Consider the following 12,714-nt stretch of genomic DNA (forward strand, 5'->3'; position numbering starts at 1 on the left):
TCGGGCCCGGCATAGCATGGGGCCTCGTGTCGGACATCGCGGACTCTGCCAAGCGGCTCCTCCTGGGGCGGCCCATGCGCAGCGACAACCTCGGGCACACGCTCCTGCCGAAGCGGACGGCGCTTCCGGTGTTCGCCTCCGACGCGCTCTCCTCGGTCGCCTACGCCCCGGACGAGATCCTCCTGACGCTCTCCCTGGCCGGGCTCTCGGCGGTCATGGTGTCCCCGTGGGTGGGGTTGGTCGTCGTCGTCGTCCTGCTCACGGTCGTCACGTCGTACCGCCAGAACGTGCGCGCGTACCCCTCCGGCGGCGGGGACTACGAGGTCGCCACCGTCAACCTCGGGCCCAACGCCGGGGTCGGTGTGGCCTCGGCGCTGCTGGTCGACTACGTGCTCACGGTCGCCGTCTCCATCAGCTCCGGTGCCCAGTACGCCGCGTCCGCCATCCCGTTGCTCCGCGGTCACGAGACGCTGGTCGCGGTGCTCGTCGTCACCTTCCTCATGGTGGTGAACCTGCGCGGGGTCCGGGAGTCCGGTCGGTTCTTCGCGATCCCGGTGTACCTCTTCATGTTCGCGATCGGCGCCACGGCACTCGTCGGGTTCTTCCGCTACCTCGGCGGCAACCTCGGTGAGTCCGAGAGCGCCGGGTTCCAGCTGATCGCCGAGCCCGGGTTCGACGAGGGGCTCACGGGGATCGCCGGCGCCTTCCTCATCGCCCGCGCGTTCGCGTCCGGCTGCGCCGCGCTCACCGGGGTGGAGGCGATCAGCAACGGCGTCCCGGCTTTCAAGAAGCCGAAGTCCCGCAACGCCGCGACGACGCTCGGCCTGCTGGGCCTCATCTCCGCGACCATGCTGATGTCGATCCTGTTCCTCGCGCAGGCGACGGGCGTCCACTACGCGGAGGACCCGCACCTCCAGCTCACGGACGACGGGCAGCCCCTGCCGGTCGACTACGTGCAGCACCCGGTGATCAGCCAGCTCTCCGAGACCGTGTTCGACGGCTTCTCGCCGGCGTTCTTCTTCGTCTCCGCGATCACCGGCGTGATCCTGGTGCTCGCCGCCAACACTGCCTTCAACGGGTTCCCGGTGCTGGGCTCGATCCTCGCCAAGGACGGGTACCTGCCCCGGCAGCTGCAGAACCGCGGCGACCGGCTCGCGTTCTCGAACGGGATCGTGACCCTGGCCCTCGGGGCGATCGTGCTGATCGTCGCGTTCGACGCGCAGGTCACCCGGCTGATCCAGCTCTACATCGTGGGCGTGTTCGTGTCGTTCACGCTGTCCCAGCTCGGGATGGTCAAGCACTGGAACCGCGCGCTGCGCACCGCCGTGGACCCGCACGAACGGTCCCGCATGAAGCGTTCGCGCGTCGTCAACGCGTTCGGCCTGGCGATGACGGGGACGGTGCTCGTCATCGTGCTCGTCACCAAGTTCACCCACGGCGCCTGGATCGCGATCCTCGCGATGATCGGCGTCTTCGTCATCATGCAGGCGATCCACCGGCACTACGACTCCGTCCGGGACGAGCTCGCGCTCGGCGACGACGTCGGCGGTGCCCGCGCGCTGCCGTCCCGCGTGCACGCGATCGTCCTGGTCTCGCGGCTGCACAAGCCGACGATGCGGGCGCTCGCGTACGCCCGGGCGTCGCGGCCGTCGGTCCTCGAGGGCGTGACCGTCGGGATCGACCGGGCCGACGTCGAGGAGCTGACGGCCCAGTGGGACGCGTTGGACATCCCGGTGCCGCTGCGGGTGCTCGACTCGCCGTTCCGCGAGATCGCCCGGCCCACGCTCGCGTACGTCCGGTCGATCCGCCGCGAGAGCCCCCGCGACCTGGTGGTCGTCTACATCCCCGAGTACGTCGTCGGGCACTGGTGGGAGCAGCTGCTGCACAACCAGAGCGCGCTGCGGCTCAAGGGCCGGCTGCTGTTCACGCCGGGCGTCGTCGTGGCCTCGGTCCCGTGGCAGCTCTCGTCGTCCGTGACGAGCGACGCGGACCCGGACGGTCTGGGGTCCCGCGGGCCGTCGTCCGGCCCCCGACGTCCGGCTGACGGCCGGCCGGCCGCTAGCCGGCCCTGCCGGGTCGCCCAGGCGGACGCCGCTGCGAAATCGACAGGGGCGCGGCAGGGATACTGGTCGCATGCCCACCGACGCGACCGCGCCCACCGACCCCACGGCCACCCCGAGCGAGACCGACCCCGCCACGCCGGAGAACGAGCAGGCGGCCGAGCAGGAGGGGCGGGCCGGCGTCGGCCAGGAGGTCGAGCTGGTGATCGAGCGGGTCGCCCACGGCGGCCACTGCGTCGCCCGCCACGAGGGGCGTGTCGTGTTCGTGCACCACACGCTGCCCGGCGAGCAGGTCCGGGCCCGGCTCACCGACGCCGCACCGGAGGCGAAGTTCTGGCGTGCGGACGCCGTCGATGTGCTCGAGGCGTCGCCCGACCGTGTGGCCTCGGCCTGGCCCGCCGCGGGTCCCGGCGGGGTCGGCGGGGAGAGCTCGCGCACGTCGCTCTCGACGCGCAGCGCCGCTGGAAGGCGAGCGTCGTCCGCGAGCAGCTCGTCCGCCTCGGCGGACAGGACGACGTCGACGGCGGGGTCGCCGACGTGACGGTCGAGCCGGCTCCCGGCGACGACGCGCGCGGCGGCCTCGGGTACCGGACCAGGATCGAGCTGGTGGCGGACGACGCAGGGCGGGCCGGGATGCGCCGGCACCGTTCGCACGACGTCGTCGCGCTCCGCGACATGCCGCTCGCGAGCGAGCAGGTGGCGGCACTCGCGGCCGCCGAGGGTGTCTTCGCCCGGACCTGGCGACCGGGGACGGTTCTCGACCTCGTCGCCCCGGCGCCCCGGGACGACGCGCCGGAGCCCGTGCCGATGCTGCTGGTGGACGGGGTGCCGTGGCGGGGCGGGCCGGACAAGCGGCCGAACGCCCGGCGCTCGGTCACCGAGCACGTCGCCGCGGGCGGTCGTACCCATGCCTACCGCGTCGCCGCCCAGGGGTTCTGGCAGGTGCACAGGGAGGCGCCGGGGCTGCTCGCGGGCGCCGTGCTCGACGCGGCCGGTGACCTCGACGGCGCGACCGTCCTCGACCTGTACTCGGGGGCGGGGCTCTTCACGTCGCCGTTGGCCCACGCCGTCGGGGAGTCCGGCCGTGTCGTCGCGATCGAGGGGGACGAGGGCGCCGTGCGCAACGCGCGCCGCAACGCCCACGGTCTGGATCGTGTCGAGCTGCACCACGGCTCGGTGGCGAGCGTGCTCGCCCGGGGTGAGCACGCGGCGTCGTCCGGGGCGGACGTTGTCGTCCTGGACCCGCCGCGGGCGGGTGCGGGCAAGAAGGTCGTCGCGGGGATCGCTGCGCTCGCGCCTCGTCGGGTGGTCTACGTCGCGTGCGACCCGGCAGCGCTGGCGCGCGACGTGAAGTACTTCGGCGCGCGCGGTTACGGGCTCGCGAGCGTGCGGGCGTTCGACCTCTTCCCGATGACGCACCACGTGGAGTGCGTGGCCGTCCTGGAGCGCTGAGGTCGGGACGTGGGGGAAGTCAGGGACACCTAAGTATCTTGACGTCAAGATATATGGGGTATGCTCGACCCAGGACGAAGGGGTCGGCGGGAACCGCCACGCATGCCGGTGCGATCCGCCGTCGAACCCTCCGCACATCTGCACCGCCGTCGCGGCACCGACGAGAGCCGGACCGTCGCAGCGGGTGGTGCAGCCCACCCCACAGCCTGCGCCAACAGGAGTGAAGGAGACACCGTGAGCAGCGTCGACACGTTCGGCTCGAAGGGAACACTCGAGGTCGGGGAGAACTCGTACGAGATCTTCCGCCTCTCCGCCGTCGAGGGGACCGCGCGTCTCCCGTACAGCCTCAAGGTCCTCGCCGAGAACCTGCTGCGGACCGAGGACGGCGCGAACATCACCGCCGACCACGTCCGCGCGCTCGCGTCGTGGGACCCGGACGCCCAGCCCGACACCGAGATCCAGTTCACGCCCGCCCGCGTGATCATGCAGGACTTCACCGGCGTCCCCTGCGTCGTCGACCTCGCGACCATGCGTGAGGCCGTCGCCGAGCTCGGCGGCGACCCCGAGCGCATCAACCCGCTCGCCCCGGCCGAGATGGTCATCGACCACTCCGTGCAGATCGACGTCGCCGGCCGCCGCGACGCGTTCGAGCGCAACGTCGAGTTCGAGTACCAGCGCAACCACGAGCGCTACCAGTTCCTGCGCTGGGGCCAGACGGCGTTCGACGACTTCAAGGTCGTCCCCCGGGCACCGGGATCGTCCACCAGGTCAACATCGAGTACCTGGCGCGCACGGTCATGACCCGCGAGGTGGACGGAGTTCTCCGCGCCTACCCCGACACCTGCGTCGGCACCGACTCGCACACGACGATGGTCAACGGCCTCGGCGTCCTGGGCTGGGGCGTCGGCGGCATCGAGGCCGAGGCGGCCATGCTCGGCCAGCCCGTGTCGATGCTGATCCCGCGCGTCGTCGGGTTCAAGCTCACCGGCGACATCCCGGCCGGCGTCACCGCCACCGACGTGGTGCTCACCATCACGCAGCAGCTCCGTTCGCACGGCGTCGTCGGCAAGTTCGTCGAGTTCTACGGGGACGGCGTCGCGTCGGTGCCGCTCGCGAACCGCGCCACGATCGGCAACATGAGCCCCGAGTTCGGCTCGACCGCCGCGATCTTCCCGATCGACGAGGTCACGATGGACTACCTGCGCCTGACCGGTCGCTCCGAGGAGCAGACCGCTCTCGTCGAGGCGTACGCCAAGGAGCAGGGCCTCTGGCTCGACCCCTCGGCCGACTCGTACGTCGAACCCGTGTTCTCCGAGTACCTCGAGCTCGACCTCTCGTCGGTCGTCCCGTCGATCGCCGGCCCGAAGCGCCCCCAGGACCGCATCGAGCTGTCGAACGCGAAGTCGGCGTTCTCCCGCGACCTGCCCAACTACGCCTCCGACGTCATCGACACCGTCGACGAGTCCGAGAAGGAGTCCTTCCCGGCCTCCGACGCGCCCTCGACGCACGAGCAGGTGCGGCGCACGGTCGCGGTCACCGACTCCGAGGGCAAGGAGTTCGACCTCTTCCACGGCGCCGTCGCGATCGCGTCGATCACGTCGTGCACCAACACGTCGAACCCGTCCGTGATGATCGGTGCTGCGCTCCTCGCGAAGAAGGCCGTCGAGGCCGGCATCTCCGCGAAGCCGTGGGTCAAGACGTCGATGGCGCCGGGCTCGCAGGTCGTGACGAACTACTACGAGAAGGCGGGCCTCTGGCCCTACCTCGAGAAGCTCGGCTTCCACCTCGTCGGCTACGGCTGCGCCACGTGCATCGGCAACTCGGGCCCGCTCGACGAGAAGATCTCGGAGGCCGTCCAGGCCAACGACCTCGCCGTCGTCTCCGTGCTGTCCGGGAACCGCAACTTCGAGGGCCGCATCAACCCCGACGTGAAGATGAACTACCTGGCCTCCCCGCCGCTCGTCATCGCGTACGCGCTCGCCGGGACCATGGAGTTCGACTTCGACCACGACCCGCTGGGTCGCGCCGAGGACGGCTCGCCGATCTTCCTCAAGGACCTGTGGCCCACGCCCCAGGAGGTCCAGGACACGATCGACGCGACCATCGACCGCGCGATGTTCACCAAGGACTACGCCGACGTCTTCACCGGCGACGACCGCTGGCGCGCGCTCGAGACCCCCGAGGGCTCGACGTTCGCGTGGGACGACGAGTCCACCTACGTGCGCAAGCCCCCGTACTTCGAGGGCATGGGTGCCGAGCCGGAGCCCGTCTCCGACATCTCCGGCGCTCGCGTGCTCGCCAAGCTCGGTGACTCGGTCACGACCGACCACATCTCGCCGGCCGGCGCGATCAAGGCGGACAGCCCGGCGGGCGTCTACCTCGCGGAGCACGGCATCGAGCGTCGCGACTTCAACTCCTACGGCTCGCGCCGCGGGAACCACGAGGTCATGATCCGTGGCACGTTCGCGAACATCCGTCTCCGCAACCAGCTCCTCGCCGACCAGAACGACGGCGCCGGCGTCGAGGGCGGGTACACCTTCAACTTCGTGAAGGACGCGCAGGACACGATCTACGACGCTGCGCAGGACTACGCCGCGCAGGGCACGCCGCTGGTCGTGCTCGGCGGCAAGGAGTACGGCTCCGGTTCGTCGCGCGACTGGGCGGCCAAGGGCACGGCGCTCCTGGGTGTCCGGGCGGTCATCACCGAGAGCTTCGAGCGGATCCACCGCTCCAACCTCATCGGCATGGGCGTCCTGCCGCTGCAGTTCCCCGCGGGCGAGTCGGCCGACTCGCTCGGGCTCGACGGCACCGAGACGTTCGACGTCGCCGGCGTGACCGCGCTGAACGACGGCGCGACGCCGTCCACCGTCAAGGTCACCGCGACCAAGGGTGACGGTTCGACGGTCGAGTTCGACGCCGTCGTGCGCATCGACACCCCGGGCGAGGCGGACTACTACCGCAACGGCGGGATCCTCCAGTACGTGCTGCGGTCGCTCGTCAGCGCGTGACCCGCGGCCGGGCCTCCCGGCACGCACACTGAGGCACGACGGCGGGGCGCTCACCTTCGGGTGGGCGCCCCGCCGTCGTCGTGCCGCTGGTCGTCAGGATCGACAGACCCGAGCGAGGTCAGGCAGCGCCACCTGTCGTGCCGCTCGTCCCGCCCTGCTCGGTGGGGCTCGCCGCCAGCGCCTCGTACGAGTCGCGCACCAGCTGTTCCAGGACGTCCATGTCGACCTTGGCGAGGTTCGTGACGTACAGGCAGCCGACGCCGCGGCGGTGCGGACCGAGGCGGTCGAGGAGCTCGGGGTCGGCATCGCTGCCGTAGAGGTAGACCACGGTGGCGGCCTTGCGGGGCGAGAAGCCGGCGGCGCACATGTCGCCCTCGTGCCCGGTCGCGTAGCGGTAGTGGTGGGTCCCGTAGCCGATGATCGACGGTCCCCACATCACCGGCTCGAGGCCGGTCACGCGGCCGAAGAGGTCGAGCAGTGTGCGGGCGTCGCGCCGTCGGGTCGGGCTCTCGACGGCGTCGACGAACGCGTCGACGTCCGCGTCGGTGGGGCGCGTCTTCTGTTCGTAGGCCATACGTCACCGTAGTCGCGCGGACCGGCTCCGGGCCTGCAGGTCGTGGCACGGGAACCTGCCGCCCGCCCGTCGTCCGCTCAGTCCGAGAGCACGGACCGCAGCGCGTGCAGCCCGACCTCGCGGTGCGCCGGGGTGTCGTCCGAGTGCGCGAGGAGAGCCGAACCCAGGACGACGGCCCACCCGCGGGCACGGAGCCAGGTCGCGTCGTCCGGGGAGCGCTCGACCCCGAGCGCCTGGCGGAACTCCCGCCGTCCGACGTCGTCGAACGTGAGCCACGCGGTCCCGAGGTCGGTCGCGGGGTCGCCCGACGTGAGGTCGCCGAAGTCGATCACCGCCGCGAGCCGGCCTGGGTGGTCGAGGATCAGGTTGCCGGGGTGCAGGTCGCCGTGGAGCCACACCGGCTCGCCGTCCCACGGGTCGGTGCGCACGGCCTCGCCCCAGAGGTCCTCGACGTCACGCAGCTCGCGCTCCGTGAGGTCCGGTAGGCCAGGGGCGTCGGTGTCCCGAGGCCTCGCCGAGAGGGCGTCGTGCAGGCCGGCCAGCCGGCCGCGCACGTCCGCGTCCCGGTCGGCGAGCGGGACGCCGCGGTACGGGTTGCGGGGAGCGTCCTGTGGCGCGAGCCGGTGCAGGGCGCCGACGAACCGCGCGAGGTCGACCGCCACGCCACGTCGGTCGTGCGGGGCCACCTCGATCGCCGCCTGCCCCTCGAACCACGGGACGACGCTCCACGACCACGGGTACGCGGCGGTCGGGGTGCCGACGCGGACGGGCGCGGGCACCGGGACGGGCAGGTGCTGGGCCAGCGTGGGGAGCCACCGCTGCTCGTGGAGCACCAGGGGTGCGGCGAGGGCGCGCCTGGGCGCGCGGACGGCGAGGTCGTCGCCCAGGCGCAGGACCACGTTGTCCCAGCCGTTCGTGACGACCCGCAGCGGCAGACCGGCCTGGTCGGGGTGCTGGGCCCGCAGGAGGTCTCGGACCAGCTCGGTCGTGACCGCGACCTCGGCGGCGGGGGAGTCGGGCACGTCCGAGAGCCTACGACCGGAGAGCGTGCCGGGGCGCGCGGGTCACGTCCGTAGCGGGCCAGCGCACCGGGGGCCTCCGCGACGACGGCGGGGGCGGGTCCTCGCGGTCCCGACCGCTCAGAGGGTGATGTCGTGCTCGTGGCCGACGTCCCACGGCTCGGCCCAGCCGAGGCGGTCGAGCAGGGCGTCGACGATCCCCGCCGTGAAGCCCCAGACGACGTGCTGCCGCGGCCCGTCGTCCACGAGGAAGGCGGGGCCCCGGTAGACCTGGGCGCCGCGGCGGGCGACCGCCGTACGACGGTGGCCGGGGTCGATCAGGTCGGCGACAGGTGCCCGGAACACGTGCGCGGACTCGGCGACGTCGACGACGCCGACCTCGGAGCGGTGGGCCCACCACCCGAGCACGGGCGTGACGAGGTGGTTGCTCACGGGGACGGGCAGCGCGCCGAGGGTGCCCAGGACCTCCACGCCGTCGCGGTCCAGCCCGGTCTCCTCGACGGCCTCGCGCAGCGCGGCGTCCACCGGGCCGTCGTCCCCGGGGTCGAGACGCCCGCCCGGGAACGCGACCTGGCCCGCGTGGCTGCCGAGGGTGGCCGCGCGGGTGAGGAGGAGCAGGTCGAGGTCGGCGGCGACCGCGTCGCTCGCGTGCTCGGCCGGGATCCTGTCGAGCGCCCCGAAGAGGACGAGCACCGCGGCGTCGCGGGCCTGCGACCGGTCGAGGCGCCCGACGGCGTGGCGCCAGCGCTCCGGCCAGACGTCGCCGCCCGCAGCCGGGTCGCCGAGCGCCGCCAGCTGGGACCGTGCGGACCCCAGCGGCGGCGCGTCCGCGCCGTGGTCGGGAGGCGTCACCAGCCCGCCGGGAGCGGGCGCCCCTCCTCGTACCCGGCGGCCGACTGGATGCCGACGAGCGCACGGTCCGCGAACTCGGCGAGGGTCGTCGCGCCGGCGTAGGTGCACGAGCTGCGCAGGCCCGACGTGATCTCGTCGATCAGGTCCTCGACGCCCGGACGCTGCGGGTGCAGGAACATCCGCGAGGACGAGATGCCCTCCTCGTAGAGCCCCTTGCGGGCGCGGGCGAACGCGGAGCCGCCCGCGGTGCGTGCCGCGACCGCGCGGGCCGAGGCCATGCCGAAGCTCTCCTTGTAGAGGCGTCCGTCGCCGTCGGTGTGCAGGTCGCCGGGGGACTCGTAGGTCCCGGCGAACCAGGAGCCGATCATCACCTGGGACGCGCCCGCAGCCAGGGCCAGGGCGACGTCGCGCGGGTGCCGCACGCCGCCGTCCGCCCACACGTGCTTGCCGAGCTCGCGGGCCGCGGCGGCGCACTCGAGGACGGCGGAGAACTGCGGCCGCCCGACGGCGGTCATCATGCGCGTCGTGCACATGGCGCCGGGACCCACGCCCACCTTGATGATGTCGGCACCGGCCTCGACGAGGTCGCGGACGCCCGCCGCGGTCACGACGTTCCCCGCGACGACGGGGACGGTGGGCGAGACGGAGCGGACGGCGGCCAGCGCCTCGATCATCTTCGCCTGGTGGCCGTGGGCCGTGTCGACGACGAGGACGTCGACGCCGGCGTCGAGGAGCTCCTTCGCCTTGCCGGCGACGTCGCCGTTGATCCCGACGGCGGCGCCGATGCGCAGCTTGCCGTCGGCGTCGAGCGCCGGGGTGTAGACGCTGGACCGGAGCGCCCCTTGCGGGTGAGGACGCCGACGAGCTCCCCGTCGCGCACGACGGGCGCGAGCTGCAGGCGGGCCGCGTACAGCTTCTCGAACGCGGCCTGGATGCCGGCCATGCCCTGGCCGGAGACCTCGGACTCCTCGATCACCAGCGGGTCCTCGGTCATGACCTGCTCGACCTGGGCGAACCGGTCGACGCCGGAGCAGTCGTCCGCGGTGACGACGCCCACGGGCCGGCCGCCGTCGACCACGACGGCCGCGCCGTGCGCGCGCTTGCCGAGCAGCGTCAGCGCGGTGTGCACGGTGTCGTGGCGGCCGACCGTGACGGCGGTGTCCACGACGGGGTCCTTGGACTTCACGGACGCCACCACGTCGGCGACGACGTCGGTCGGGACGTCCTGGGGGATGATCGCGATGCCGCCGCGGCGGGCGACGGTCTCGGCCATGCGCCGACCGGCGACCGCGGTCATGTTCGCGACGACGAGCGGGATCGTCGTGCCGGTGCCGTCGTCGCTGGCGAGGTCGACGTCGAACCGGGACGCGACGTCCGACCTGGACGGGGCGAGGAAGACGTCACCGTAGGTGAGGTCGGTGGTGGGGGACTGGCCCGTGAGAAAACGCATGGGGCCATCTTACGAGCGGCGGTCGCACGCGAGCGCCGCTCGCTGGATCGTGGGACCGCGGGCCGCGGGTCGGCCGTGCCGTGCCGTGCCGTGCGGGCGGGCGCGCCCCGGAGCGCCTAAGGTGGGCGGGCCATGGAGAACGGAGCCGCGATGCCGTCGTCGACGCCCGACCGACCTGCGGGGCGCGTGCTGCAGCGCGTGCGAGGTCCGCAGGACCTGAAGCGGCTCACCCCCGGCCAGGTGCGGGTGCTGGCCGACGAGATCCGTGAGTTCCTCGTCCAGGCGGTGTCCCGGACGGGCGGGCACCTCGGGCCCAACCTCGGGGTCGTGGAGCTGACGCTCGCGATCCACCGCGTCTTCGAGTCGCCGCGCGACACGGTCGTGTTCGACACCGGGCACCAGGCGTACGTCCACAAGCTGCTCACCGGTCGACAGGACTTCGGCCACCTGCGCAAGCAGGGCGGGCTCTCGGGGTACCCGAGCCGGGCCGAGTCGGAGCACGACGTCGTCGAGAACTCGCACGCGTCCACGTCGCTGAGCTGGGCGGACGGGATCGCGAAGGCGAACGTCGTCCGCGGGCTCCACGACCGGCACGTGGTCGCCGTGATCGGCGACGGCGCGCTCACGGGCGGCATGGCCTGGGAGGCGCTGAACAACATCGCCGAGTCCCAGGACCGGCGGCTCGTCGTCGTCGTCAACGACAACGGCCGCTCGTACTCGCCGACGATCGGCGGCATGGCCCACCACCTCGCCACGCTGCGCACCACCCGCGGGTACGAGGCGTTCCTCGGCTGGGGCAAGCGGACGCTGAACCGGTCCGGACCGCCGGGGCGACTCGCGTACGACGCGCTGCACGGCCTCAAGAAGGGCATCAAGGACGTCGTGGCGCCCCAGGGCATGTTCGAGGACCTGGGCATGAAGTACATCGGTCCGATCGACGGGCACGACGAGGGCGCGACCGAGCGCGCGCTGCGCGCGGCACGGGCGTTCGGCGCCCCGGTCATCGTCCACGTCATCACGGAGAAGGGTCGCGGCTACAGCCCCGCCGAGCACGACGTCGCGGACAGGTTCCACGCGGTCGGCCAGATCCACCCGGAGACGGGGCTGCCCGTCGCGCCGTCGAGGTTCGGCTGGACCTCGGTGTTCGCGGACGAGATCGTCGAGATCGGCCACGACCGTCCCGACGTCGTGGCGATCACGGCGGCCATGCTCCACCCGGTCGGGCTGGCACCGTTCGCCCAGGAGTTCCCGGCCCGCACCTTCGACGTCGGGATCGCCGAGCAGCACGCCGCGACCTCGGCGGCCGGCATGGCGTTCGCGGGCCTGCACCCGGTCGTCGCGGTCTACGCGACCTTCCTCAACCGGGCGTTCGACCAGGTGCTCATGGACGTCGCGCTCCACCGCGCGGGAGTGACGTTCGTGCTCGACAGGGCCGGGATCACCGGCGACGACGGCGCGAGCCACAACGGCGTGTGGGACATGGCCATGCTGCGCGTGGTCCCGGGCCTGCGGCTCGCCGCGCCGCGGGACGAGCCGACGCTGCGCGCCGCGCTGCGGGCGGCCGTCGACGTCGACGACGCGCCGACCGTCGTCCGCTACCCGAAGGGGCCGGTGGGCGACCCGCTCCCGGCGGTCGAGGAGCTCGACGGCGTCGACGTGCTCGAGCGCCACGGGGGAGCGGACGGCGGCTCCGGGTCGGCTCGCGTGCTCGTCGTGGGTGTGGGGTCCATGGCTGCCACGGCTGTCTCCGCTGGCGCGACGCTCGGGGCGCACGGGCTGCGTGTGACGGTGGCGTCGCCGACGTGGGTGCTGCCGGTCCCGGACGGGTTGGTCAAGCTCGTCGGCGAGCACGACCTGGTCGTCACGGTCGAGGACGGCGTCGTCGACGGCGGCATCGGTGCCGGGGTCGCCCAGCACGCTGCGGCGGCGAGCGTGCCGACCCCGTTCGTGCACTGCGGGGTCGGTCCGTCGTTCCTCGAGCACGCGTCGCGCGACCGGGTCGTCGCGGAGCAGCGTCTGACGCCCGGGGACGTGGCGAGGTCCGCGCTCGACGCGCTCGACGCGCGAGCCAGTGGGTCGCCTGCGTATCCGACGCCCGACGCCTGACGCACGCGGTCTGGCGCAGCCGCGAGGGCTCTTAGTGAAGAACGTCACAAGCACAGTCCGACACCTTGCCGACAGGTAGATTCCGTTGCAATTGCAACGATCGCCAGGCCTTCTCGGGAGTCCCGGGGTACGCTCGTGTGATCCGCGAGACAGCGGTTCTTCGCCCTACGAGAAACGGAAAGTCGTAACCTGA

At 72.7% G+C, this 12,714-nt stretch carries 6 protein-coding genes and 3 pseudogenes; 5 read left to right on the forward strand and 4 right to left on the reverse strand.

Going from position 1 to position 12,714, the window contains the following annotated elements:
• Nucleotides 1–26 precede the first annotated feature (26 nt).
• The 4 genes and pseudogenes from QUE47_RS13000 to acnA all read left to right on the forward strand — a co-directional run.
• Nucleotides 27–1,973: pseudogene (locus QUE47_RS13000) on the forward strand (APC family permease); the annotation flags it as partial.
• 160 nt (nucleotides 1,974–2,133) lie between these two features.
• Nucleotides 2,134–2,601, forward strand: coding sequence for a TRAM domain-containing protein (locus tag QUE47_RS16940; RefSeq protein WP_350227751.1), 468 nt, complete (start codon nucleotides 2,134–2,136; stop codon nucleotides 2,599–2,601).
• Nucleotides 2,602–2,867: 266 nt separating this feature from the next.
• Entirely contained in the window at nucleotides 2,868–3,512 is a 645-nt protein-coding gene (locus QUE47_RS16945) for a class I SAM-dependent RNA methyltransferase (protein ID WP_350227752.1), read from the forward strand.
• Nucleotides 3,513–3,746: 234 nt separating this feature from the next.
• Nucleotides 3,747–6,520: pseudogene (gene acnA, locus QUE47_RS13010) on the forward strand (aconitate hydratase AcnA).
• A 118-nt stretch (nucleotides 6,521–6,638) separates the two neighbouring features.
• On the opposite strand, the gene QUE47_RS13015 reads toward acnA, so the two are convergent.
• From QUE47_RS13015 to guaB1, 4 genes and pseudogenes are all read right to left on the reverse strand, one after another.
• A complete protein-coding gene (locus tag QUE47_RS13015; protein WP_286217642.1) occupies nucleotides 6,639–7,094 on the reverse strand; it encodes a DUF1801 domain-containing protein in 456 nt (151 codons plus the stop codon).
• 77 nt (nucleotides 7,095–7,171) lie between these two features.
• Nucleotides 7,172–8,116 (reverse strand): aminoglycoside phosphotransferase family protein, encoded by a 945-nt coding sequence (locus QUE47_RS13020; protein WP_286217643.1) that lies wholly within the window; start codon nucleotides 8,114–8,116, stop codon nucleotides 7,172–7,174.
• 117 nt (nucleotides 8,117–8,233) lie between these two features.
• A complete protein-coding gene (locus QUE47_RS13025; RefSeq protein WP_286217644.1) occupies nucleotides 8,234–8,965 on the reverse strand; it encodes an NUDIX hydrolase in 732 nt (243 codons plus the stop codon).
• A pseudogene (guaB1, locus tag QUE47_RS13030) lies at nucleotides 8,962–10,415 on the reverse strand (GMP reductase). Before guaB1 ends, QUE47_RS13025 begins: the two are co-directional and overlap by 4 nt.
• A gap of 150 nt (nucleotides 10,416–10,565) precedes the next feature.
• Between guaB1 and dxs the strand changes: the two are divergent.
• Nucleotides 10,566–12,521, forward strand: a complete 1,956-nt coding sequence (gene dxs, locus QUE47_RS13035; protein WP_286219505.1) for a 1-deoxy-D-xylulose-5-phosphate synthase — start codon at nucleotides 10,566–10,568, stop codon at nucleotides 12,519–12,521.
• Nucleotides 12,522–12,714 lie beyond the last annotated feature (193 nt).

This window comes from Paraoerskovia sediminicola, assembly GCF_030296575.1.
Lineage (GTDB): Bacteria > Actinomycetota > Actinomycetes > Actinomycetales > Cellulomonadaceae > Paraoerskovia > Paraoerskovia sediminicola.

Coding starts and splice junctions, on each gene's coding strand:
- dxs (WP_286219505.1), top strand. CDS start 10,566: ATGCCGTCGTCGACGCCCGACCGACCTGCGGGGCGCGTGCTGCAGCGC.
- QUE47_RS16940 (WP_350227751.1), top strand. CDS start 2,134: ATGCCCACCGACGCGACCGCGCCCACCGACCCCACGGCCACCCCGAGC.
- QUE47_RS13015 (WP_286217642.1), bottom strand. CDS start 7,094: ATGGCCTACGAACAGAAGACGCGCCCCACCGACGCGGACGTCGACGCG.
- QUE47_RS16945 (WP_350227752.1), top strand. CDS start 2,868: ATGCTGCTGGTGGACGGGGTGCCGTGGCGGGGCGGGCCGGACAAGCGG.